The organism is Streptomyces sp. NPDC001606, assembly GCF_053596835.1.
The window spans coordinates 25,819-48,192 of record NZ_JBSFHC010000028.1 but is presented as its reverse complement, the minus strand read 5'-3'; the positions used below and the strand labels follow the sequence as shown (position 1 = coordinate 48,192).

Sequence of the window (22,374 nt, the reverse complement as noted above, 5' to 3'; positions counted from 1 at the left end):
GTGTCCCATCACCTATCCTGGTCTCATGGCTAGATGGCAACCGGGAGCGGCCCAGCGACTCGTCGTCGCGGCCGTCGACCTGTTCACCGAGCAGGGGTACGACGCCACCACGGTGACGCAGATCGCCGAGCGCGCCGGCGTCACCAAGAGCACCTTCTTCCGGCACTTCTCCGACAAGCGCGAGCTGCTGGTCGCCGGCCAGGAAACGCTCAGCAGGCTGCTCGCCGACGGCATCACCGAGGCCCCTGCGAGTGCCGGCCCGCTCCAGGCGGTAGCAGCCGGTCTCGAGCGCGCATCGAGCGCCATGGGACCAGCGAACCGCGAACTCGGCCCCCGCCTCAAAGCAGCCGTGGCAGCCAGCACCGAACTACAAGAGCGCGATGCCCTCAAGAGCGTCGGTCTCGCGGCAGCCATGACAGCCGCGCTCATCGCCCGCGGCGTCCCCGAAGCGACTGCGCAACTCGCGGGCGAGCTGGGCGTCCTCGCGTTCAAGCGAGGCTACGCCCAGTGGTCCGAAAGCGATCGTGATGACACAGAAGGGCTCGCGCCGCATGCACTGGCAGCCCTGGAAGAGCTGCGTGCGGCAACCGCATCGCTGGGTTGATCGACGCCGCTCGGCTGTCTTCGGCCGGAACCTGTCGGCGCCATGGGCACTTCGCCCGTCGACCGCCTCCGAGACTCCATGCTCTTCCTGACAGACCTCGAAGCCAATCGCTGACAGATGATCTACCGCGCAGACAGTCACCCACGGCCAGCGTGAGCACTCCGAGAGCCGGTCATGCCAGCCCTTTGACCTGTGATTTCAAGTTGGCGGAGGATCACTGCGCAGCGGCCCACGGGCCGTGCGCATCCGGCCCTGCGCAACCGGCCGAGGATCCTGCGCAGTCGCATGCGTGGTCAGGCTGCGCAATCGATCCCGTGGTTCCTGTGCTTCCGCTGCGCAGATCCCGGATGGGGCACTGCGCAGGCGCCTGACAGGGTCCTGGGAGCTGCCGTCTGCGCATCACCGGGGGGGGAGGGCGAGCTTCACGTGGGCATCCACGGTCGCCTGGTCCGACGACCGTGCGGGTCGCGATGTCCCGTCGTCCGCTTACGGCCAGCCATGGTTGGGCCTGTGGTCGGACCGACCATGACCCCGACCACGGACTTCGTATCCCCATCGTGACTTTGGTCGGGGTCTGGTGGTCGGTGGTCGGGTCGGGGCCGGCGGGTTTTCTCAAGGTCTGCAACATCCGGTTCTGACCTGGGAGTTTGACCATGTCCCCTGGCAAGCAGGCCTCGGACAGCGAGGCAGCTACTCCGATGGCGGCAGGCGCCCAACTGGAGTCGATGCGGCGCCGGGTACGCCTGTCGCGGGTAGCAGTGCTGACCGCCATCGCCGCCGGCCCCATCGCCCTGTACGTCGCCGTCGCCTCCACCCCGACCACGGTCCAGGCGGCTACGCCGAACAAGACCGCGGCGGTGCGCACCGCCGCGGCCACCGCCGATCCGAGCGGCTATGCGCAGCTGTTCCTCAACGCCTGGTTGCACAGCAGCGCCGGCGACGAGACGAGTGCGCAGGCGCGGCTTGCGCAGTCGATGGCGCCGGGCGTCGACCTGCCCAACCTCGCCTCCGATGCGCACCCGGCGCCGCAGTCCGTGACGGCGGTGCGCACTGCGCAGCGCGGTGGCGATGCGTGGTCGGTGACGGTGGCTGCGCAGTACGCCGACGGCTCGGTGCGGTACTACGCGGTGCCGGTGGTCGCCGACGGCGCGGGTGTCTCGTTCACGGTGACCGGTGCGCCCGGCGTGGTGGCGGGTCCGGCCCGCGCCTCGGTGCCGAAGTCGCGTTACGGCGTGGCGGTCCCTGAGGGGGGTCTGTCCTCCGCCGTCGGGGAGTTCCTCGCCGCCTACCTGACGGGTGCCGGGGAGGTCGACCGCTACCTCGCGCCTGGCGTGACGTTGGCGCGGGTCTCCCCTGCCCCGTACACGGCGGTCACCGTCCAGCAGGTATCGGCCACCGAGGAGGCCGCGGCCGCCGAGAAGGTTCCGGCCGACGGCATGGCGGTGCACGTCCTGGCCTCGGTGGAAGCCCGGGACGCCGGCGGTCGCTGGCCGCTGTCCTACGAGCTCACGCTCAAGGCCCGTTCTGGCCGGTGGGAAGTCGCGGCGCTTCAGTCCGGGACTGCCCACGAGGGGGGTGCGCGGTGAACACGGTGCACAGCTTCATGCTCGCCGGGCAGCTGGACGACCTCGGCACCTCGTGGATCAACATGTTCAAGGACTGGGCCACCAAGGGGCTGCAGGCGGGTCTGATCTGCCTGGTCGTCGTCATCATGGTTCAGAAGTTCAGCCTCAAGGCCGGGATCGGCGCCTTGCTGCTGATGATCATCGCGCTCGGGCTGTACAACTCCCGGGACAGTCTCGCGAACATGTTCGTGGATGAGGTGAAGAACCCGGCCAAGGGCGCCCCCGCCGTCCCTGGCATCGTCCAGTCCGAACTCCCCGCCTCCCGTGACCACTCCCCGGGCGTCGGAGGCCGGCTGTGAGCGCGGCAGACGCGGCGCGGATGGGCCGCTTCTACACCGCAGCCCGCCGCCACCCCTGGGTGCTGGGCAAGGTCGCCGACTGGAAGATCCCCCTCGGCCCCTACACGCCCGCGCAGATCGCTCTCGCCGTCGGCGGCGGCTTCCTGCTGATCAAGACCATCAGCTGGTGGTCGTGGATGTTCCCGCTGCCCATCGTGGCGTGGGTGCTGGCCATCTGGGCGGTGCGCCGGCCGAAGATCCGTGGCCGTGCGCCGCTGCAGGCCGCGTTGGGCTGGGTCCTGCTTCTCTGGCAGCCCCGGGGAGGGCGGATCGGTGGCCGGGCCGCCCGCGATCGCGCTGCCCACCCGCTGCTCGGCGGCTTCACCATCGAGGACGCCCACACGCCCGGCCTCGCTGCGCAGGCCGCTCCCTCGCGCGCGGTTCAGCGACGTCCAGCCCGGGCGCCGCAACCGAATCCGGCCCCAGCCCGCTCGTCCGTGCCCGGCCGCCCGCAGCCGGTCGCTGCTGCCGTGGCCGAGGATCCGGTGTCGGGTGTGCAGCAGCTCCTCGCGCTCGCCCGGCACGGGGGTGCGCGATGAGGGTTCCGATCCGTCACATCGCCGGGCACCTGGTGTGGTCGACGCACGGCAGCGTGTGGGCCGTATACCGCCTGCACCCCGGCCCCGACGCGCAGGGACAGCGTGAGGAGACCGTTCAGGGCACGTACGTGCCGACGGCAGTCCGCGACGAACAGCTCGCCAAGATCACACATCTGGTGCGGTCGCTGTCCGGGGCACCGCGGCTGTTCGGTCTGTGCGCACAGATCGACCCGGGCGAGATCGCCCTCAAGATGATCGAGGGCCTCGAGCCGGCCGAGCACGCACCCGGTGCGGGCCGGCACCCGTGGGTGGAGAACGTCGAGGCCACCCTGGAACTTTTGGACGACCAGGAGATGCACCGCCGCACCCTGTGGCTGGCCGTGCCTCTGCAGCCCGAGGCAGGCGGCATGCAGGTGTCGGCCACACTCGGTGCGGCGTGGGCCGAGATTGCGCCGATGCTGGGCATGCGCCCGGCACCGGTGGCACGGCGCGAGGTGAGCGCCTACCGCGAGCAGGCCTCCAGGGTGGAGGCCGCGCTCGCGGGCGGGATCGCCTTCCGCCCGGCCCGCCCGGCGGAAATCGTGTGGATGATCCAGCACGCTCTCCACCGCGGCCTGGCGGAGCCGCTGCTGACCGAGGCCGAGACCAGCGAGCTGTATGGCGGGCAGGTCCAGGAGGGTGTGCTGCGCTCCCCCAGCTACGCCGACCTGGGCCAGGTCCGTCTCCAGGAAGGCGGCATCGATCCCGACCTCGACGATGTCGACGAGCTCAAGGGCGCGGGCAGCATCACGCGGTCGGGCCGCACGGCCTGGTGGCGAGCGAATACCGGCTCGCCGCTCGGCCGGCGCTGGCTGCAGATCGAGTCCGACGCAGGAGTGGGCTACCAGGCGCAGCTGGCGCTGGCCGAGTGCCCGCCTGCCGTCAGCCAGGACGCCGCTGATCTGTTCGCCCAGCTGGAAACGCTCGACTTTCCCGTCGACTACACCGTCGACCTCACCCTCGTGCCCGCGGAGAAGGCCCGCGACCAGGTGCGCCGCAAGAAGACGGAGTTGATCGACCAGGCCGACCAGTACGACGCCCGTCCGACCGGCATGCCCGCCTCGCTCACTGAGGCCGCCCGGGACCTGGGTGAGTTGGATGCCCGCCTGTCCCGCACATCCGTGGAGGTCGAGGTGCAGTCGGTGACTGTGCTGACGGTGTGGGGACCGACGGCCGCCGTCTGCGACGCGAGAGCGCGGGCGCTGGCCGCGCTGCTGGCGGGTGCCGACTACCGCGCCGTACGCCCGGCCGGCCTGCAGGAGGCCCTGTTCACCCTGGGCCTGCCTGGCACGGTAAGGCCCGGCATCGTACGCGAGTTCACCCAGCACCAGATCAGCGAGGACTGGGCCCTGTCCGGTGCCTTCACCGCGGCCGAAGTCGGCGACCCGAACGGAATGTTCCTCGGCATCGACCTGGACTGCGGCACTACCCGGCCCGTGATGATCAACGTGGCTGATGCACCCAAGGTCGACGCATCGGCATCCATGGGAATCGTGGGGGATCTGGGCGCGGGCAAGAGCGTGCTGCAGAAGCTGATCGCGGAAGCGGTGTGGGCGCGCGGCGGCTGCGCGATCTGCATCGACCGCACCCCCGTACGCGAATGGGCCACCTTCGCCCGCACCGCCGCGAAAGGCCGTGTCCAGATCATCGACGCCGCCCAGGCCGAGGTGTCCATCGACCCACTTCGGATGTTCGCCGGACCCGAGGGACGGCACTACGCCCTGTCCTACCTCACCCTGCAACTCGGCATCGGCCCGATGAGCACGAGCGGCGAAGTCCTCCACCACGCTGTCGAGCAGGCCGCCCTCAACAACGCCCCCTCCATGCACCGCGTCCTACAGGTCCTCGAGAAGATGGCCATCCGTGAAACGGGCAAGCGGCAGGACACGGCCGCCACCCTCGCCGGCCTCATCCGCGTCGTCGCCACCAACACCCTGGCCCGGATGGTCTTCGACCCCAGCCTGCCACCGGTGCAGCTGAACGCTTCCAGCACGTCCGACATGATCGTGATCACCACGACCGGTCTGAAACTGCCACCGAAGGCAGCGTTCGACAAACCCGAAGTCCTGCACCAGCAGCCACTGGAAGCACTCATCGGCCGCGCGGTGCTCTACCTGATCGCCGCGATCGCCCGGCAGACCGCGTTCGAGGATCCCGAGCGGTTCACCGCAGTGGTACTGGACGAGCTGTACTGGCTCACCAGCTCGGCCGAGGGCACGGCCCTGGTCCACGAGATCCTTCACGACGGCCGCAAGCACGGCGCCGGCCTGCTGGGCGCATCCCACGACGCCCTGGAACTCGGCCCGGACCGCGGGCTGATGGCCTACCGGGCCCTTTCCCGCACTGCCGACCGTGAGCGAGCCCGCCGCGGTCTGGAGTTCATCGGGCTCGACCCGAACAACGAAGAGCTGGTGCGGCTGGTGACCACCGGCCTGTCTCCGGTCGGGCACAAGGGCCGGGAGGGGGAGTTCCTGCTGACCTGCCCGCGGCAGAACACCGGCCGTGTCAAAGCCGTCATCCCCCGCGTCCCGCGCATCGCCTCGTCCATCACCACCACACCGGGAGGACGCACGAGCCCGGACTCGCAGACCACGTCTGCGCCCATCGCAGGCCAGGCCGCTGATGCCCGTCCGAAGGAATACAGCCGATGACCCTTTCCTCTTGGGACCGCTCCCGGCGCATCGCCGCAGCTTCAAGCATCCTCACCGTGATCACCGTGGCCGCCGGCGTCCTGGTGCTGGCCTTGCAGGTCGGCGTACCCGAAGAGTGGTGGCCGCACACCGGGCAAGCCTTCACCGCCGACTCCCATCCCGGCCACCACGACCGATGCGCGCCCATCACGGGCCGCGCCAAGGCGTACTGCGAGCGCGGCTATACCGCTTCCGTGGCAGGACCTCACCATGCAGGCGCGACCTGGCGGCTGGTGCCGACCGGAGCCGGCGTGGCTGCACTCGTGGTCTGGCGGCGCCGGTGCGTGGCCGGGCGGAGGCGGGGCTGACGATGTTTCGTCCAGACCGCGGCACCCTGCGCTCAGCCGGATTCGTGGTGCTGCTCACCGGGGTGTTCCTGTGGGTCAACACCCAGGTGGTGTACGCGGCGAGCAGCAACAGCCAGACCGGCGACCTCCTCGCCCCGCTGAACATCACCTCCTCCGAAGGGGCACCGATCAACTCATACGAGCTGGACGCGGAAGGCGGCTCCATCATCGCCTTCAAGTCCCAGGCTCTGGCGTTCGCTCTGTCGGGACTGTTCACGCTGATCCGACTGCTGGTCGGGCTGGCCGGGTGGTCCGTCGAGATGGCCTTGCGGTTCCCACTGCTGAAGATTCTGACCCGCCCGGCCCAGCAGGTCGCCGACGTCTACAACCGCATAGTCGTCGACACCCTCGGGCTGAAGGGCCTACTACTAACCTGGGCATTCGTGCTGCGCAGTTTCTTCTGGTTGCCCTTGACGATCAGGATGTAGTGGGCGCCCCGGACGAGAAGGTACTCGGCGTGCTCGCGCTGGGTGGGCATCGCGTCGCTGGTGACTCCTCGGAGTTCGTAGGGTCGGTGGGCGGCCCCGGGCTGCGCGAGAGGTGCCCGTCTTCGGGGACCAGGAGGAAGGCCTCCTGGGACGGATCCGTCTCGCGAGTGGGGCTGTGAGTACGCCGGGCCCTACATCAACCGTGCGATATGGGGTGGGAGAAACAAGTCGCGAGTGCGGTGCTGTGCCCACTCCTCGGCCGCCTCGGGACGACGGGCGTACATGGGACATACGTTGCAGTGGCGGCTGTGCGGCTCGGGCACGTCATCGGGATGCACAGCAACGATGTGCTTGGCGATGAGCACCTGTTCACTGAAGCAGCCAGCCGGTGCGTGCATCGTTGTCGCCAGGCTGAGCAGTAGCTGCATGCATTTCGCGCACCCGAACATGAAGGGTGGAGGGACAGGCAGCTGCTGGCCGTCCTCGGCGTCCACTACTCGCTGCCCTCGCCGGGCAACTGGTCGGCGGGGTCGCGGCTCGATGGTACGAGTCGGAGCAGCACCTGGCCCGGGTGTCGAGCAGGGCCACACGTGGGGCTGTGGATGTAGCTGTTGTGCGACGAAGAGTCGCCCATCCAGTGCAGGGGCATGACGCGGGGGCTGGAGACGTCCACCGACATGTGACAGCGGATGCAGACGACGTCCCGGCTGCTCGTCGCCGCTTCAAGCGCCTGCCCGTGTGCCTCGCCGAGGGGGACGGCGGTCTCGCACCGCGGACCGGCCAGGCACGCCGGGCACGCCTCGACGTGCTGGAACCACGCGACGTAGGTGGTGACCTTCGCGGCCCTCGCCTTGAGGCAGCGGTCACAGGTGCGCGGCGGCCAGTCGGTCATGCCCTTCAGGAAGCGCAGTTCAACCGGGGCCGTGGCCAGACACCACATGCACTGCTCGCCCTTGCGCTGGGGCAGGCTCATCTCGCCGGGCGCGGGCATCTCGTGGATCAGAATGAGCTGGCTGACCCTGTCCGGCAGCTCATCGTCCCGATCACTCTGCGGCTCGGTGGACTGCGACGGGTGCGAATCCATTTGTTCCTCTTTCGTGAACCCCGCCCCGCCGGCGCCTTGCGGGACACCGGCAGGACGGGCCCGCCTCACCGGCTCCTTCGGAGACCGGCGAGACGGGGTCTGCGGGGTGCGGCCCTGACCCGGAGCGGCCGCCATGGGGGTGCGTCAGTTCACAGTCCGCGCCAGCACCAGAGCGAGGACGGGAGCGGTCACCACGGCCACGTACAGCACAGGCCGAAGACGCCTTTCACGCCTGCGCGCCCAGGTTCTCCACATGGATGCACAAGGAGCTGACAGAGCGGGCAAGACGTTGAGCATGCGCGATCCCAGCGGGCAGCGTGGCCTTCGGCTCCACGTCGAGGCGGCGCCTGGCCTCACCGATGCAGGCGAGCGCCGCCGCACGCAGTGCCGTCTCCTCGCAGCCCCCGGCGGCCGTCTCCACCTCAGGGATGAGGACCATGATGTGCCCACGCAACTGGAGAGTGAGCGTCTCCAGTTCCTCGGGCAGGGGCGGCTCGGCGATGTCAGCGAGCAGGCGGTCGACTGCGACGCGCATCGTCTCCAGGTCGAGGGGCAGCGTCCGCTCCGCGGCCGTCATGCCTCGTCCTCGCTGCCCAGGACGCCGCCCACCATCACGAGGGCGAGCACATCGGCCGACCGGCACAAGGCACCGACGAAGGCGACCGGCACGGCCCAGTAGGAGGAGAGCGTGTGCTCGTCGAGCGCGGTGAAGTCGATGGGCGGCACGCCGAGGTAGGTGCCGGTGCCCAGGCACTCGACGACCGGAGACACCCAGCCGGCAGTAGTACCCGGCGGCACGAGCGCGTAGTAGCGGCGCCCGCGCGGGTCATGCACCACCGGACCGCCCGCCAGGTAGTCGGTGAGCCGCGCGCGCACAACGGAGGGCTCCTCACTGCCGGCCGCGGCATGCACGATGGCGTCAGGTAGACGCACCGCGTCGAAGCGCACGCCCAGGGGGATCAGCGCGAGCTTCGCCACGCTGCTCCACTCCTGACGCACCACACTCGGCGTGGGGTGGGCGGAGGCCAGCCACTTCACGACGGCGTAGCCAGGTGGCACTGCGGTGGGGGATGTGCGGGCCCCTCCTGGGGCCGTAGTCTTGGTCATGTCGACGCTCCCTCGCTGGTTTGAGCGTTGGCCACTCCCGGGGCCGTGTCAGCGGTCGCCGGGTCTTGCGTGGCGCTTGCTGTGGGCAGGGCCTTCCGCACCGCCTCGCGTCGGCAGCCGCAACTGCGGACCTGCCAGACGCGCGCGGCACCGCGGACGACTACTTCGCCCGACGCGTGCAGGGGCCTGTTCACGGCTCCGCAGTCGAAGCACGCCTCGCCGTGAAGACGGACGATGCTCACTCGACGGTCGACAACCGTGGGAGTGAGCGAGCGTGCCTCCTGCATCTCCGTGCCCATCTGTGTGCCTGCGCGTGCACAAATGGTGAGGGTCCGGAAACGTCAGAAGTACCCCAGCCAGGGGTACCTAGTGCTGTGACCGGAAAGGTTCGCCGGGTTAGGTGCGGACGAGCAGTTTGACTGGGCTGGGCAGTCTGAATGCCCGGGGGGAGATCGCGGCGTGACTATCACCCTGCATGGCTTTGATGGTGAGCACTCGCTGACCCTCGATGCCGGCGACCTGGCCGCTGATGCGGCAGTGGTTGCCGCCGGACAGGAGCCGAACGGGTACTTCTGGGAGAGCTTTGTGCAGTTCGCCTGGCCGGATCTTGCTGAGCGCCTCGACTTCGACAGCGAGGGCGGCATGTTCTGTGCGTTCGGGAGCTTGAGTGACCTCACGCAGCTCAAGACTGCCGTTGAGCTTGTGATCTCGAGCCCCAGCGCGGTTCGCGAGCTTGTTGCCCGTGCGGAGACGGCAGGCGTTGAGTTCGACGACTGATGCTGTGCCCAGCAGGTCTACCCGTTCAGGCCGCAAGCTGGAGAGATCTGCCGCCCCAGCGGATGTGTTTCTCGCTACGGATACGTGCGCGTTCGCGTCGTTGGGCGGCGAGGACGTCCGGGTGGCGGGCGTTCTCGTTGCGCCAGCGCAGGTAGGCATACAGGGCGCGGGTCTGGACGGTGTGGGGGGGTTCGAGTTGGCGAGAGTGAACTGCCGCAGGGGCCCGAAGTGGGCCTCGATCGGATTGGCCCAGGACGCATAGGTCGGGGTGAAACAGAGCTCGACCTTGTTCCGGTCGGCCCAGCGGCGGATCCGCCGGTTCAGATGCGCGGACAGGTTGTCGAGGATCACGTAGATCGGGGCGCCGTCCGGGCGGGCCGCGCGGATCGACCGCAGTGCCGCCCAGGTGTGGTCGATGCCCTTGCGGCGAGGACAACTCCCGAAAGCCGGTCGTCGCCGACCGAGTAGCAGCAGTGGAAGTAGGTGATGCCGTGGGTGCGTCGGTAGGTCGCCGGCAGCCGGTCCGGATCCGACCGGGGAGCCCAGCACGCTCCTGCGATCGGACGGACACCGAGCGGGCCGAACTCGTCCAGGGCGAAGGTCCGGTCCGGCCGCTCGGTGAGCGCGGACTCGATCTGGTCGAGCTTGGCGCCGAAGTCCGGGTCCGGGGACTCCTTCCAGGTCTTGGTGCGTTGGAAGGAGATTCCGCGGCGGAGCAGTAAGCAGCGCAAGGGCTCCCGGCCGATCCTCACCGGACGGGCGATGTTGCGCCGCAGATGCTCGGCGAGCTTGCGGATTGACCAGCGGGTGAAGGGCTTGCCCAGCACGGTGGGCCGGGTGGTGGCCGCCTCGATGACGAAGTCCTCGTCCTCAATGCTCAGCAGGCGGGGACGGCCTCCCGCCCACCGAGGGTCCAGACAGGCCAGCCCCACCTCGTTGAACCGGTGGATCACCTCCCGAACGGTGTCCTCGTCGGCCTGGACCAGCTGCGCGATCACTGGGACCGGGCTGCCGCCCGACGAGGCCAGCAGCATCATCGCCCGCCGGAACCGCACCGAACTGGTGCTTCCCCGCCGGACGATCCGCTGCAGCTTCTGCCCCTCCTGCTCTGTAAGCCAGCGAACCCTAACCGGTGATGCCATACCCGCCCCCTTGCCGAATGCCGTCACTGGCACTCAGCACAACGAGCAACCCGGCAAAGGTTCGCGGTCACAGCACTAGGGAAGGGACAGATCACGTGGCGGAACACCACTCCGCGAACGCGGTCAGCGTTTCGGAGTCCGCTCGCCGCAGGCGCCGCAAGGTGGATGCGTCCTCTCGTACCCACCGGTGGTCTCGCGTGTGCTGAGGTGCGATCTTCCTGGCGACTTTCAGTGACTCGAACGCCCCATCCGGCATACCGGCCCAGAGCTGGGCCCGCGCCAGCTCGATGTAGAAGCCGGACCGGCGTTCGGCCGGCAGGCTAGCGGGGGGCTTCCACTCGTGCGTAACGGCCAGAGCATCACTGATGTGATCGCCACCAAGGCTGACCGCAACCGACACCTGGTGGATCCTCACGGAGTCGGGTCCGAACGCGGTGCCGTAATACACACCCTCCTTGACAAGCTTGGCGAGGCGCTCAGCCTCACCGAGGTGCTCGACCGCGGCGTCCGAGTCCTGGGCGCGGCCAGCGATGACGGCGGCCCTCATGTGCAGCGCTCCGCGGACAGCTCGCTCTGCGGCCATCGACGGCGCCGGCGCGGCGTCGACGGCCTGCTGTAGAGCTCGCAGGCCGGCGGCGTGCGCGCGCGCAGCGAAGAAGGTCTCGGTACGGACGTAGGCGACCGACGCGGACAGCAACGGATCGCCGCCCTCCGGCGCAGCCCATCGCATGAGTTCCACAAGGCGGGCCGACAGGTCGTGCGCCCCCAACTTGTAGGCGGCTGCGTCGGCGGAGCGGTAGGCGCTGACCAGGAGTCGGGCCAGTGCAGCCCGGTCAGCCCCGTTCGCCCCCTGGTAGGCGCGGGCCAGCTCTGCGAGAAGACCGGGAAGGTCACGGACGATGCGCGTGTACTGGGCGCCGAGCCTCCAGCGTTCTGCCATGTCCACCGCAGACCGCAGGTCGGCCATTGGGCGCACCGGACCGTCCTCAGGACAGTCATAGGCAGCGATTGCTGCCGACAGCGCCGGGAGGCCCTCTCTCGCCTGCGAATGAGCGGGGCCGCGGTCGTGTCGCAGGCGGGACGGATCAACGCCGAGCGCGTCGGCGATGGCCTGGAGTGTTTCGTCGGTGACACCGCGTTCCCCGCGCTCAAGCTTGCGGATCGTACCCAGGGACACGCAGGCAGCGGTAGCCAGCGCAGCCTGAGTCATCTTTGGGCGGTCGACGCTTCGGTAGTAGGCGATCCGCCGGCCTACTCCCCCGTCGGTGTTGGCGGGCATAGTGTCTCCGTTCGGGCATCCACACAAAACGGTACTCGCGTCGAACACCGCGCGTACTCGATGCATCAACTCGGACGGGTTACACAGCTGTTGTCACCCCACGATGCTGATCAAGTCCATGAGCCCACTGACGCGCCAGTCCGCGGCAGCAACCGTTTCAGGCGCGTCTGCCCAGAGGTTCCCCCACGGGCCGCGCCGCAGGTGCGCCGTCCGCAGCCCGGCCGCCTTCGCCGGGTGCACGTCGTTGGCCGGGTGGTCGCCTACGTACACAGTGCGGTCGGCTGGCGCCTCGGCGACCTCGAGGACCTTCTGAAAAAACTCCGGCTGAGGCTTGGCCACGCCCCACTCGCCTGACGTGACGATCAGGTCTGCGGGCAAGGCCAGCGCGCGAAGCAGGTCCCCGGCGCGGGCGGTCTGATTTCCTGCAACGACCACTCGGATGCCAGCCTCACGGAGGGCTCCCAGCGCCGGACGGACGTCGTCGTACAGGTCGGTCTCATCCAGGCGCTCGCCGCAGCCGGCCGCCTCCCGCGCACGATATTCAGCCGCGACGTCGATGTCGGGGCGTAGAAGCCTGAGAGCCTCCGCATTGTCCTGGCCTCGGGCCACGACGGCACCGACAAGCGCGGACAGGGTGTGGCGAGGGACCTGGAGCCAGTCAGCCCAGGCAGCCCAGTAGCGGTCATCCCGGGTGAGCGTCTCGCCGACATCGAACACGATGGTCTCAATCACCCGGCGAGCTTATGGCCTCCCACGGATGCATTTGAAATCGAACATGTGATTGAATTTGGCCATGAGTCCGATTCCCGACGACTTCGCACCAACGCAAGAGGCATGCCACGACACCTACCGGGAGCTGGCCGTACGGCCGCGCACCGCCCTCCGCCGACGGCTCACCCATCGGTCGTCGGAAGCGCTGTTCCACCCGTACGTGCAGGGCCAGCGGTCGGCGGGCTGGGCAGCCCTTCATGGTGCCCGGCATGTCCGAACTTCCTCCTGACCCGTCGCGGCTCCGGGCGATCCTGGTTCACCTCGAGCGGCAGATCGCGGAGACCGACGCGGTCGGCATCTACCTGCGGCTCCAGCGGGACGCCGTTCGAAGAGCCCTTGCCCGGGCCGAGCGTCCGCCTCAGCAGTCCCGGCTGCGGCGCAAGCCAGAGGGGGGTGGCCCACTGCCGGACTCGGCCCTGCCCGCCTACGTCGTAGAGCAGAAGCGGACTCCGCACGGACCTGAGCCGGCCGTCGTCCACCTGGCTGACTGTTCGATGATCCAGGGCGCGGCCCACCGGATCCGGGCCGACGAGGCGCGGGCCGCGCTCACCGACCCGGCCATCACTGCGTGTGATTTCTGCCGGCCGGACACCGAACTGGGCATGGACCTGGCATGAGCATCCGGTGCCGAACTGCCCGCGCGGTGGGCCGGCCGTACATTCGGACGCATGACCGCGGTGCCCAGACGCATCGCCCCTCAACGGACCGGGCTGCCGCCACTCTGCTGCTCGGCTGCTCCCCGAATCAGGTCGGCTACTGCGCGCGCTGCCTGGGGCTGACCTGCCGCTACGGGCCCAACGCCCCCCGCTGTGCCGGGCCTGCCGCGCAGCCGACGCCGCCAAGGGCTCTCGGGCTGATCGTTGCCGGTCAGCCCAAGGCTGGCACCTGTCCGAACGCGGCGACGTCCTTCCTCGCGGAGACGTACGAACCGGGCGGGATGCCTCCAGACCCCACGGTCATGAGGTGATAACCCGTACGCCTTCCCACTCATGTCCGGGCCCTGACAGAGTCAGCCGCTCGGCCACAAGGTGCGCCGCCGGGACACCACGGAATCGGTGATCGGCGCGGTCAGCGGGACCGTGCGCCGCGGGACAATACTCAGGCGGGCACGCCGGAGCGGGCCGCGAGGCCTCGCAGCTCCGGCGTGGTGCGGCCCGAGACGAGGAGACCGCTCAGCATGGCCTTCACAGCGGGGCGCGCGTGGGTCTCTTCGGGAGCCAGGCGTTCGGCTTCCAGAAGCGCGCCGATGCACTCGTCCCGGCGTTCCCAGCGTGCGTAGGCGGTCGCCCGGTCCATGAAGTAGAGGGCCTGGCGCTCGACGGTGGGCAGGAGCTTCGGGTCGAGGGCGTCGGCCGCGGCGATGGCGGCTGACGGATCTCCGGCCTTGTACTCGGCGCTGATGAGATGCAGTTGGACTGTGGCGGGATTGAAGCCGCCCGCGGTGTCCCGCAGGTGTGTGGCGCCGAGGGTCTTGGATGGCGGCGGCTTCGGCGGTGAGCTGCCGCATGCCCTGCTGGTCGCCCTGGTGGGCGACGGTGTAGGCGGCGCACTGGATGAGCAGCCCTCGCTGCGCAGCACCGGCGGCTCCGGCCTCGCCGAGGGCGGGGTCGTCTGCGGCGTTGAGGGTGAGGGCGAGGGCCTGGTCGCGCCATCCGGCCTGGCGGGCGAGGACAGCCTGCTGGCGGGCGGTCCGGAACTTCCACACGTCCCGTTCAGGACCCTGCGGACGTCCAGCCGCTTCCGGCCCCGCAACGACTCGGGCAGCAACGGCCGGACGAACTCCCACTCGGCATCCGACAGTTCATGACGACGTATCACGACACCATGATCCACCAGGCAAGATCACTTGAAGACACCACCTAGTTGGCCTTACGGCGCATTCGACGGAGGTGCGGAGCGCTGCTGGGATCCCCAGATGCAGCCCTGCATCATCGCCGTGGTGACCTTGCCCTTGAAGCCTGCTGCTGGCGTCAGACGGTCCTGGCACCAGAGATAGACGTCGTCCGCCATGCCGGATCCCGGGTTCTCCCCTTGCTTGGCGAGAGCGGCGGCGAAGTCGTAGCCGCGCTTGTATTGGGCGTCCGCAATCGAGCCGGGCTCGTATGGATTCCCGTAGATGATGGGACGCGACGGGTCGGAGGCGCCACCTCGAGGCATGAATATGGCGATCAGCAGCACAGCAGGCAGGCCAACCAAGACCGAGGCGAACAGCCAGCCCATCTTCTGGGACGTCTTCTTGCCGACCGCATAGGACAGCATCGCCAGCGGGATGGCCAGAAAGAACGCCAGGAACGGGATGATCACTGCACCACCTGCCACAGGTCAGGCCCCCCTTTCGCGGCTCAGCGGCGCCATGGTATGCCCCGTGATCGGACACGAAGGCGCGGGGTGCGTGGTGCTCGGCGACGCGTGGCTGCCGAACACCACCGGCCGGGTGTTGCGCTCACTGGCCAACGAAAGCGCTCAGTCACACGTACGGGCAACTGCAAGCCCATGCAGTCGACAGCGGTTCGGCCCGGAGCCCCCATCCACGGTTGCGGGCCGGACCACTCGTGTACGACGGCCCAGCAATGCTTCTGGGCGGGACCGGGCGCCTCGGGGACGCCCGGCCTCAGGACCCGCTGACTCTTAGTCGATCTTCACGAGGTGGACCTGGTCGTTGAAGGATCCATACCGCCCCGCCGCAATGCCCTCGGTTGGGAGGATGGTGCACAGGACGGACCGATAGAAGGTGGCCGTGTAGTTGGTGGCGTTGTAGAAGCCGTAGCCCCAGGCGTCATCAGCGGCGGAGTAGCACCGGTTGGTGTAAGGGGGCGCGATCTGCCAGCGCTTGCCGGTGAAGTCCTTGTTCTCGTAGATGCAGACGTGGCCGATGTCGCAGACCGGCGCGACGCGGAAGGACTTGGCACGGTCGCTGATCTTGGGCGCGCTGTTCTTATAGCGCATGAGGGCGTAGGGCTGGCCCTGGCAGGAGTCGTTGTCGAAGGCTTCGAGCTGGCTGACTTCGCTTCGGTTGTTCACGATGGCCGCTGGCCGGGACGATGTGCCGTCCGGTCACCCGACGTTGGCCTTGTAGCACTGGTGTGGACTGAGGACGACCTCCTTCTTGATGCCCTGGTAGTCAGGCTCGGAATAGAAGCAGTACTTCCCCTCAGAGCAGCCGTGCACGTCGGCATCGGCGGCCTGGGCGGGAACGGCGTACAGGGCTGCGGCAGACAGGCTGAGCGCGGTAGCGAAGCCCGCAATGTTCTTGATCACAGCTCCGATAATCGAGACACCGGACTGATCTGAGGCCAAGTCGCCGGACTGTCACACAAAAGGATCATCACCTTCCGGCCACCCTCCCGAATAGCGCGCCCGCGGAATACTGCCTCTTCACCAGTTGGACAGCGACGCCCAGGCCGATGAGTACCGGGTGCGGGTACGCGCCCCCGAGCACGTACGGCCGGTCGACGGTGTCTCCCACGACGTGGTGCCCACCGAGCGACTGCCGCCGTCGCCGGTGCGCAAGGCGCTGGCACCGCGCAGGCCCGCCGGGGGGGGCCGAAACTAGGCCCCCGCGGGCCCGGCGGCGCCCTCGCCCTCTGAGTGTCACGTCGTACCCCCCTCGCGGTGCGCGACCGTTTAATCCCAAACACGCCCATACGCGTTGAAGACTGGATAGAGTCCCCCCGTATTCGCTCGACTTCAAGGGGGGTCCCTTTTGCGCGCTCGTCTTGCCGCCAAAGCCATGGCCATCGCCGTCGCAGGCGTCTTCTTCAGCGCACCCGCCGCGTCCGCGGCGACGCTGCCATCCACCAACACCGCCCACCACTGCGTCCACCACACCACCGGGGTATGCGGCTGGACACACAGCAAGAAGCCCAGCAACAAGTACGAGACCGCGAAGTGCAAGGACGCCTCGCTCTCGTACTCACGCCACTCCCAGGGCACCTGCTCCCACCACCACGGCGTCCGCTACTGGTTCAAGTAACCTCCCACCGCCACCGCGGGGCCTCCTCCTGCTAATGCAGGAGGAGGCCCCGCCGGCGTGCAGCCCCGCCGCGGGACGCCAGACGGCCCACCCCTGCCCGGCAACGAGACCCGAATGGCCGTGGTGGGCCCGCCCACGACCCTCCGCCCGCTCCTGGCATTCGCGCCCGGTGAAGCCCACGCGCGAGCCCGCCGTGTCTGCGGCTGCAAGATCGCGGCCGCCCAGTGAGCGAACCAGACCCTGGATGTGGAGGCCGCGGAGCTTCCCCGGTTCCTGGTCGTGGCCAGCCGTCCCGGTCTCGTTCACCGACATCGGGTGCGAGGCGCCGAAGGGCCCCGCGCTCTTGGCATGCCGCCCATCTCCGTTATCTCGCGGTCCGCCGCCAATGGCCCCACCCACCAAGGGGTGTACAGCGTCACGTGATGGCTGGTCACTTCCGCGGCCAGAGGGGTAGGTTCTGGTCCGGCCGCTCATCACCGGCCGTAAATCACAGGCCAAACCACACGAAGAGGTGGAAGTGACCGCGCCGCCGGTGTGCTCCGCGGTCTGCAGAACGGGGAGTCCATGACCAGTCAACACCGCGCGTTCACTGCTGCGGGCATGCTTGCCGCCAGTGCCGCACTCGCCCTCGGCGCGAGCCCGGCCGGCGCCACGAGCTCGTCCCTTCCCTACGGGCCCGGCCCCCAGGACCACTACACCGTGCAGAAGCAGCCGGCACCAGGCACCTGCCACTACCGGCACGACCACGCCCAGCCGCTGCCCGACAGCCACTGCACCCCCGGTGCACTCAACCCGAAGGTCACCCTCCAGACCCTCAAGGCCACCATCTGCAACCCGCACGGGTACACCTCGAAAATCCGTCCCCCGGCCTCGGTGACGGGCCGTGAGAAGCTCGCGAACGCCGCCTCGTACGGCTACAAGACCGACAAAGCGAGCCTGCACGACGCCGAGTACGACCACCTCGTCTCACTGCAACTGGGCGGCGACCCCAACGACCCGCGCAACCTCTGGGTAGAACCGCCGAGCCCCGGACACAGCCCGGGCGCCGGCCCGAACAACGACAAGGACAAAGTCGAAACCCGCCTGCACACAGCCATCTGCAACGGACGAGTCACCCTCACAGCAGCCCAGCAAGCCATCGCCTCAGACTGGGTGACCGCCGAACAACGACTCGGCCTGAAGTAACAGCCACACCGTCGGCGGCCGCCGCCACCTCGCGCTGCCCGGTGTGGGTGGTGGCGGTCATGTCGGGCGACCGCCAACACCGTGCGGCTATCCCTGGCACGCCCGCCAGGGCAGCCAATCAGGTGTCTGTGGTGTTGTTGGGCGCGCGTGGGGCGGGCGACGGTGTGAGCGTCCGCAGTCAGGGCCCCCGCCCGCAACGCGGTGGCGACACCGGCGACCAGGTGCTCGTGCGGGATGTGCCGGGCCATCCTTCGGGTCCCTCCCCCTGCCACCGCGACGTGCGTCAGGAACGGCGGGCGAGAGAGGTTGCCGGATCCTGGGGTGGTCCGGGTCAGGCCAGGGCAGTCGCAACTGCCCGTCGCCCAGTCAGGGTGAAAAGACGACGCCGTACTGCCTGGCGAACCGGTTGGCCTCCGCCGTGGAACCGCACATCGAGCGCAGGTAGAAGGCATAGGCCACCGACTCGACCTGCTCCTCGTCCAGGCACAGCGCCCACCGGTTGCGGGCCCGGTCAAAGCACGCGGTCCGCACCCGCTCCGCCAACCCAGCCGCCGGCAGCACCCGCAGCCGCGCCCCGCTGCTCAGATAGACGCGCAAGGCGTCCATCTCCGCCGGCCGCAGCTCGACCAAACGCTCCCCCTCAGCCGGGCACTGCCGCACCGGGACGGGACTGGCATCGGTGTACGTCACTACGTCATGGCCGTACGAGGTGAGCCGCGCCGCCCACAAAACGGGCCGACCGGCATGGGCGGACAGCTCCGCCCGCACCAACACGTCCGCCATCTCCGCCAGCCCCTGACCGGCCGCCGCCTCCACCGCCTGCTGCTGGTGGGGACGCAGCTGACCGGACAGCACCCACCCCCACTCCGCTTCCCCCTCTCCGTCGCGCAGAACCCGCAGCGCCTCCAGCCAGGCCTTCCTCCCCCGCACGCCCACACCACCCTTCGACGCAGCCCGACACCGGTGGAAGAACGTTAGGAGCCGCGCTTGGGCGAGCACGCCCGAACAGCCGAAAGATCACCGGCACGTGCGAAAAGATCACCGAGGGCCGCACCTGGTGCGGCCCGGGGGGCGGCCGGGCACTCCAGGGCATCCAGAGCGCGGGCCGGGCCAGCGGCCGGTCCAGGCGGCCAGAACGCCGGAACAGCCGCTGAGCACACCCGCGAGCCGCCTGCCCCCGGCATCCGGGAACGAGTCGCAGCCAACAAGCCCGGACGGGCCCCTGTCCGTCAGCGCCGCCGGAGTTCCTGCTCCTCTGGGCCGCTCATCAGTGTGCGGTGGGCGGATTCACCAGGTCGGAGGGGTCCGTGTTCGCTCCGCACAGCACCACGCAGACCTTCTCGCCGTTGCCGGGCCGGTAGCTCCGGCTCACAGCGCCGGGCCGGGCCGGCAGGTCCCGGTCGGGGACGTGCTGGTCCGGTGACGTGAGCGCGGCCAGAGCGGTGGCGGCACCGTGCTCGACGGCTACCTTGCGGTGGTCCCACAGTGCCTGTCGAGCGCGGATGATCTCGGCGTCCGGCACGAGGACCGAGTGCACTCGGTCCTGCCGGGCGGCGTGCAGGGCCATCTCGCAGGTGCGGCGCGCGCCGAGGGAGTCCGCGGCGATCGAGTCCACGGTGACGTCGATGAGGGCGCCGGACTGGAGGGCGGCGTTGAGGGCGCGGCAGTTCTCCGGTTCGACTGCGACGGTGCGGATGCCGTGGTGCTGGGCGGCGGTGGTGACGCCGGTGAACAGGCCGCCGCCGCCGACCGCGACCACCACGGTGTCCAGGTCGGGGATGTGCTGGCGGATCTCCTCCAGCAGGGTGCCGGCCCCGGCGGCGATGAGCGGGTGGTCGTAGGCGTGGCTGGCCAGGGCGCCGGTCGTTTGTGCGAACTCGTTGCAGGCTGCAAGGGCTTCGGCGTACTCGGATCCGGTCAGGCGGACGTCGGCGCCGTAGCCGCGGAGCTTGGCCACCTTCACCGCCGGTGCGGTCTCAGGGAGGAAGACCGTGGCGCGTACGCCCTGCTGCTGGGCGGCCCAGGCGCAGGCCAGCCCGGCGTTGCCGCCGGAGGCGATGGTCACCCCTGCGTCGGGCAGGGTGTTCGCGTCGCGGTGGGCCTGGATGAAGTTCTGCGCGCCGCGGGCCTTGAACGAGCCGGTGTGCTGCATGAACTCCATGGCCAGCCACACCTCACAGGGCTGCTCGGGTCGGTCGTCGAGGGGGTCGCGGTGGCCGGTGCGGATCGCGCCGGGATCGAGGGGGGCGAGGGTGACCGGGCGGATGCGTCCGGCGATCCGGTCGGTGGCGGCCTTGATGTCGCCGTAGGTGAGGTGCACTTCGTTGCTCCTGCGATGAGTTGGTCACGACCAGGCGGTGAGCTGGCCGGTGGTGGTCAGGCCGAGGAAGAACGCGAAGGCGATCCGGCGCCCGGTCAGGTTCGGTTTGACCGCGTGGAAGTTCGCGGGGTTGAACAGCAGGGCGTCGCCGGTGTGCGGCGTCACCTCGACGCGCTGGCAGTGGGCGACCGCCTCGGGCCGGTAGCCGTATGCCTGGCGGTGCTGCTCGTCGGCGGGTTCCCAGCGGTGGCGCCACACCATGGTCGCCCCGCCGGTGGCCGGCGCCGACACCCAGACGTTGAAGGCGAGCTGGGCGAGGACCTCCTGGTCGAACAGGCCTGTGGGGAACTCGCGGCTCAGGTCGTCATAGTGGACCAGGGCGCCCTCGTTGATCTCGCGTAAGGTGCCGCCGAAGACGGCCCGGCCGCCGATCGTGGCCGGGGCGACGGCCGCGCCCCAGGCGGAGCCGAGGCGGGCCAGCGAGACGGCGATCGGGTCCGGACGCATCCTGGCCCGCTGCCAGGCCGCCCGGGAGGCCTCCGCGTCGTGCCAGTACCGTTCGGCGTCCAGGCCGCCCCCCTGGTCGCGGTAGTCGTTGAGGGCCGGGCCGAAGCGCACGATCCGGGTGGGCACCCGGGCCGGGTCGTAGTCGGCGGTGGGCAGCCGGTCCAGCGCGCCCATTGCCGCCTGGCTGGCGTCCGGGTCGAGGAAGCCGGGGACGCGGACGGCCGCGAGGGTTCCGGACACCAGGTTGGCCAGGTGCCGGTCGGTGAAGGCGGTGCTGTCGACCGCGGTGAACAGCGGGTCGAGTGCCGTGGTGCGGGGCATGTCGCCTCCGTAAGGATGCATGAGCCTACCGTGACGGTACGGTGTACCGTACGCTGACTCGCATGCCGAGGCAATCCACTTCCCTGGACCGCGCAACCCCCGAACGGATCGCTGAGCAAGCCCTGCTGATAGTCGATCAGGAAGGGCCCGCCGCACTCAGCTTCCGCACACTGGCCGCCGCGCTGGACATCTCCGTCGCCTCCCTCCAGCGCCGCTGCACCGACCTGGCCGGCCTGCTGGACCTGGTGACCGACCACCTCGCCGCCAGCCTGCCACAGATCGAACCGGGCACCGACTGGGCGAGCGCCACCGAACAGCGGTTCACCGCGCTGTACCAGCTGCTGACAGACCATCCGGGCCTCGTCGCCCTGCGCGGCGACCGCCCCTGGCTCGGCCCGCAGCTGCTGAAACGCCTGGTGGAACCGCAACTCGCCGACTCCCTCGCCGCCGGCATGACACCCCAGCAGGCGATCATCACCTACCGGCGGCTGTATCTGCTCACCCTCGGCAGCGCGAGCTTCGTCAACCACCGCGACCCCAAGGCTGCCCAGACCGCCACCCGGCTCGCGCTGGCCGCGCTCGACCCAGAGGAGTTCCCGGTACTCACCGGACAGCTCGGCGCCGTCCTGCCCGCCGTCGTCGACCACGAGGTCTACTACGGCGCCCTCCGCCAACTCATCCACGCCGCCGCGGAACCCGGACAGGCGTCCGAGGGGATGTAGGCGGGCCAGCTCACCGAGGGTCGCCCGACACGGGCGCGGGATGCCATTCAGACACGGCTCACCCGCCCGCGGTGCCCCAACGTTGTACGCCGAGGTCGTCTTCTCCGACAGCCTCTGCCGGCTGCTGCCGTTCATGGAGCGCTTGAGCCAGGCCCGGCAGGCCGACCTCGGGCTGGACGGCAGCGGCGGCCTGGGCGGCCTCCTCCTCGTCCGCCGCTTCTTCGGACCGGAGATCCTTCCGATGTGGCGGTGGAAGCCCGGCTCGAACGTCGCCGGTGGCGACCGCGTCGGCGAGGTCCGCCTCGGTCAGCAGTACCTCACCGTCGCCCTGCGCACCGACGACGACGGCGAGGGCGACCTTGGGTTCGACGTGCTGGTCTCCTGCCCGTTCGACCCCGAATGCAGCGGCCGCGCCTGGGCGCCGACCTACAGCGTCATCTGCCTGCCCCGCGCGCTCAGCGGCGAGCTGGACCACCGAGACGACATCGTGTGCGACGTCCACGGCGGCTTCGACGACATCGCCCAGGAGACCGACGACCACGCTCTGCATGAAGCCGACCGGAGCGTGCGATGAAG

The 22,374-nt window shown here is 69.5% G+C and carries 26 protein-coding genes and 1 pseudogene; 14 read left to right on the top strand and 13 right to left on the bottom strand.

The window, feature by feature from the left end; all coding sequences use genetic code 11:
- Positions 1-25 precede the first annotated feature (25 nt).
- From ACWCV9_RS34855 to ACWCV9_RS34825, 7 genes are all read left to right on the top strand, one after another.
- Positions 26-604 (top strand): TetR/AcrR family transcriptional regulator, encoded by a 579-nt coding sequence (locus tag ACWCV9_RS34855; RefSeq protein WP_387517061.1) that lies wholly within the window; start codon positions 26-28, stop codon positions 602-604.
- Positions 605-1,257: 653 nt separating this feature from the next.
- On the top strand, positions 1,258-2,190 hold the full coding sequence (locus tag ACWCV9_RS34850) for a conjugal transfer protein (RefSeq protein WP_450792666.1): 933 nt from the start codon (positions 1,258-1,260) through the stop codon (positions 2,188-2,190).
- Positions 2,187-2,528 carry a hypothetical protein gene (locus ACWCV9_RS34845; RefSeq protein WP_159664948.1) on the top strand — a complete coding sequence of 114 codons (342 nt, stop codon included), beginning with the start codon at positions 2,187-2,189 and terminating at the stop codon, positions 2,526-2,528. Before ACWCV9_RS34850 ends, ACWCV9_RS34845 begins: the two co-directional genes overlap by 4 nt.
- Positions 2,525-3,106: a hypothetical protein gene (locus tag ACWCV9_RS34840; RefSeq protein ID WP_450792664.1), complete on the top strand. Its 582-nt coding sequence runs from the start codon at positions 2,525-2,527 to the stop codon at positions 3,104-3,106. Before ACWCV9_RS34845 ends, ACWCV9_RS34840 begins: the two co-directional genes overlap by 4 nt.
- Positions 3,103-5,796, top strand: a complete 2,694-nt coding sequence (locus ACWCV9_RS34835) for an ATP-binding protein (RefSeq protein WP_450792662.1) — start codon at positions 3,103-3,105, stop codon at positions 5,794-5,796. Before ACWCV9_RS34840 ends, ACWCV9_RS34835 begins: the two co-directional genes overlap by 4 nt.
- Positions 5,793-6,143, top strand: coding sequence for a hypothetical protein (locus tag ACWCV9_RS34830; protein ID WP_450792660.1), 351 nt, complete (start codon positions 5,793-5,795; stop codon positions 6,141-6,143). Before ACWCV9_RS34835 ends, ACWCV9_RS34830 begins: the two co-directional genes overlap by 4 nt.
- 2 nt (positions 6,144-6,145) lie before the next feature.
- The gene (locus ACWCV9_RS34825) at positions 6,146-6,610 is read left to right on the top strand and encodes a hypothetical protein (protein WP_450792658.1); all 465 of its coding nucleotides are present in this window, start codon (positions 6,146-6,148) and stop codon (positions 6,608-6,610) included.
- Between the two features lie 493 nt (positions 6,611-7,103).
- Here the strand turns inward: ACWCV9_RS34825 and ACWCV9_RS34820 are convergent, their stop codons facing one another.
- From ACWCV9_RS34820 to ACWCV9_RS34810, 3 genes are all read right to left on the bottom strand, one after another.
- The gene (locus ACWCV9_RS34820) at positions 7,104-7,694 is read right to left on the bottom strand and encodes a hypothetical protein (RefSeq protein WP_450792656.1); all 591 of its coding nucleotides are present in this window, start codon (positions 7,692-7,694) and stop codon (positions 7,104-7,106) included.
- Between the two features lie 226 nt (positions 7,695-7,920).
- Positions 7,921-8,271: a DUF6415 family natural product biosynthesis protein gene (locus ACWCV9_RS34815; RefSeq protein WP_450792654.1), complete on the bottom strand. Its 351-nt coding sequence runs from the start codon at positions 8,269-8,271 to the stop codon at positions 7,921-7,923.
- Positions 8,268-8,801: a hypothetical protein gene (locus ACWCV9_RS34810; RefSeq protein ID WP_450792652.1), complete on the bottom strand. Its 534-nt coding sequence runs from the start codon at positions 8,799-8,801 to the stop codon at positions 8,268-8,270. The genes ACWCV9_RS34815 and ACWCV9_RS34810 overlap by 4 nt, the downstream gene beginning before the upstream one ends.
- 459 nt (positions 8,802-9,260) lie before the next feature.
- On the opposite strand from ACWCV9_RS34810, the gene ACWCV9_RS34805 reads away from it, so the two are divergent.
- Complete coding sequence (locus tag ACWCV9_RS34805) at positions 9,261-9,578, top strand: Imm51 family immunity protein (RefSeq protein WP_450792650.1); 318 nt, start codon at positions 9,261-9,263, stop codon at positions 9,576-9,578.
- A gap of 25 nt (positions 9,579-9,603) precedes the next feature.
- Here the strand turns inward: ACWCV9_RS34805 and ACWCV9_RS34800 are convergent.
- The 3 genes and pseudogenes from ACWCV9_RS34800 to ACWCV9_RS34790 all read right to left on the bottom strand — a co-directional run bounded on the left by ACWCV9_RS34800 (position 9,604) and on the right by ACWCV9_RS34790 (position 12,731).
- Positions 9,604-10,720 (bottom strand): annotated as a pseudogene (locus tag ACWCV9_RS34800) (IS630 family transposase).
- A 91-nt stretch (positions 10,721-10,811) separates the two neighbouring features.
- Positions 10,812-11,999 carry a helix-turn-helix domain-containing protein gene (locus tag ACWCV9_RS34795; protein WP_450792648.1) on the bottom strand — a complete coding sequence of 396 codons (1,188 nt, stop codon included), beginning with the start codon at positions 11,997-11,999 and terminating at the stop codon, positions 10,812-10,814.
- 93 nt (positions 12,000-12,092) lie between these two features.
- On the bottom strand, positions 12,093-12,731 hold the full coding sequence (locus ACWCV9_RS34790; RefSeq protein WP_385848396.1) for an HAD family hydrolase: 639 nt from the start codon (positions 12,729-12,731) through the stop codon (positions 12,093-12,095).
- A 248-nt stretch (positions 12,732-12,979) separates the two neighbouring features.
- Between ACWCV9_RS34790 and ACWCV9_RS34785 the strand changes: the two genes are divergently transcribed.
- Positions 12,980-13,387, top strand: a complete 408-nt coding sequence (locus tag ACWCV9_RS34785) for a DUF6233 domain-containing protein (RefSeq protein WP_450792645.1) — start codon at positions 12,980-12,982, stop codon at positions 13,385-13,387.
- 481 nt (positions 13,388-13,868) lie between these two features.
- Here the strand turns inward: ACWCV9_RS34785 and ACWCV9_RS34780 are convergent, their stop codons facing one another.
- From ACWCV9_RS34780 to ACWCV9_RS34765, 4 genes are all read right to left on the bottom strand, one after another.
- On the bottom strand, positions 13,869-14,348 hold the full coding sequence (locus tag ACWCV9_RS34780) for a hypothetical protein (protein ID WP_450792643.1): 480 nt from the start codon (positions 14,346-14,348) through the stop codon (positions 13,869-13,871).
- A 291-nt stretch (positions 14,349-14,639) separates the two neighbouring features.
- Positions 14,640-15,074: a hypothetical protein gene (locus tag ACWCV9_RS34775; protein WP_450792642.1), complete on the bottom strand. Its 435-nt coding sequence runs from the start codon at positions 15,072-15,074 to the stop codon at positions 14,640-14,642.
- Between the two features lie 324 nt (positions 15,075-15,398).
- Entirely contained in the window at positions 15,399-15,791 is a 393-nt protein-coding gene (locus ACWCV9_RS34770; RefSeq protein WP_450792640.1) for a peptidase inhibitor family I36 protein, read from the bottom strand.
- A gap of 33 nt (positions 15,792-15,824) precedes the next feature.
- Positions 15,825-16,028, bottom strand: a complete 204-nt coding sequence (locus ACWCV9_RS34765; RefSeq protein WP_450792638.1) for a hypothetical protein — start codon at positions 16,026-16,028, stop codon at positions 15,825-15,827.
- Positions 16,029-16,152: 124 nt separating this feature from the next.
- Between ACWCV9_RS34765 and ACWCV9_RS34760 the strand changes: the two genes are divergently transcribed.
- The 3 genes from ACWCV9_RS34760 to ACWCV9_RS34750 all read left to right on the top strand — a co-directional run bounded on the left by ACWCV9_RS34760 (position 16,153) and on the right by ACWCV9_RS34750 (position 17,928).
- On the top strand, positions 16,153-16,323 hold the full coding sequence (locus ACWCV9_RS34760; RefSeq protein WP_450792636.1) for a hypothetical protein: 171 nt from the start codon (positions 16,153-16,155) through the stop codon (positions 16,321-16,323).
- Positions 16,324-16,473: 150 nt separating this feature from the next.
- The gene (locus ACWCV9_RS34755; RefSeq protein ID WP_450792635.1) at positions 16,474-16,743 is read left to right on the top strand and encodes a DUF3761 domain-containing protein; all 270 of its coding nucleotides are present in this window, start codon (positions 16,474-16,476) and stop codon (positions 16,741-16,743) included.
- Between the two features lie 564 nt (positions 16,744-17,307).
- The gene (locus ACWCV9_RS34750) at positions 17,308-17,928 is read left to right on the top strand and encodes a hypothetical protein (protein WP_450792634.1); all 621 of its coding nucleotides are present in this window, start codon (positions 17,308-17,310) and stop codon (positions 17,926-17,928) included.
- A 366-nt stretch (positions 17,929-18,294) separates the two neighbouring features.
- Here the strand turns inward: ACWCV9_RS34750 and ACWCV9_RS34745 are convergent, their stop codons facing one another.
- From ACWCV9_RS34745 to ACWCV9_RS34735, 3 genes are all read right to left on the bottom strand, one after another.
- Positions 18,295-18,858, bottom strand: coding sequence for a DUF6417 family protein (locus tag ACWCV9_RS34745; RefSeq protein WP_450792632.1), 564 nt, complete (start codon positions 18,856-18,858; stop codon positions 18,295-18,297).
- Positions 18,859-19,195: 337 nt separating this feature from the next.
- The gene (locus ACWCV9_RS34740; RefSeq protein WP_450792630.1) at positions 19,196-20,248 is read right to left on the bottom strand and encodes a threonine/serine dehydratase; all 1,053 of its coding nucleotides are present in this window, start codon (positions 20,246-20,248) and stop codon (positions 19,196-19,198) included.
- Between the two features lie 24 nt (positions 20,249-20,272).
- The gene (locus ACWCV9_RS34735) at positions 20,273-21,076 is read right to left on the bottom strand and encodes an L-gamma-glutamyl-L-propargylglycine hydroxylase BesE (protein WP_450792629.1); all 804 of its coding nucleotides are present in this window, start codon (positions 21,074-21,076) and stop codon (positions 20,273-20,275) included.
- A gap of 62 nt (positions 21,077-21,138) precedes the next feature.
- On the opposite strand from ACWCV9_RS34735, the gene ACWCV9_RS34730 reads away from it, so the two are divergent.
- Together ACWCV9_RS34730 and ACWCV9_RS34725 are read left to right on the top strand one after the other, a co-directional pair.
- Positions 21,139-21,798, top strand: coding sequence for a TetR/AcrR family transcriptional regulator C-terminal domain-containing protein (locus ACWCV9_RS34730; protein WP_450792628.1), 660 nt, complete (start codon positions 21,139-21,141; stop codon positions 21,796-21,798).
- An 82-nt stretch (positions 21,799-21,880) separates the two neighbouring features.
- The gene (locus tag ACWCV9_RS34725; protein WP_450792626.1) at positions 21,881-22,372 is read left to right on the top strand and encodes a hypothetical protein; all 492 of its coding nucleotides are present in this window, start codon (positions 21,881-21,883) and stop codon (positions 22,370-22,372) included.
- Positions 22,373-22,374 lie beyond the last annotated feature (2 nt).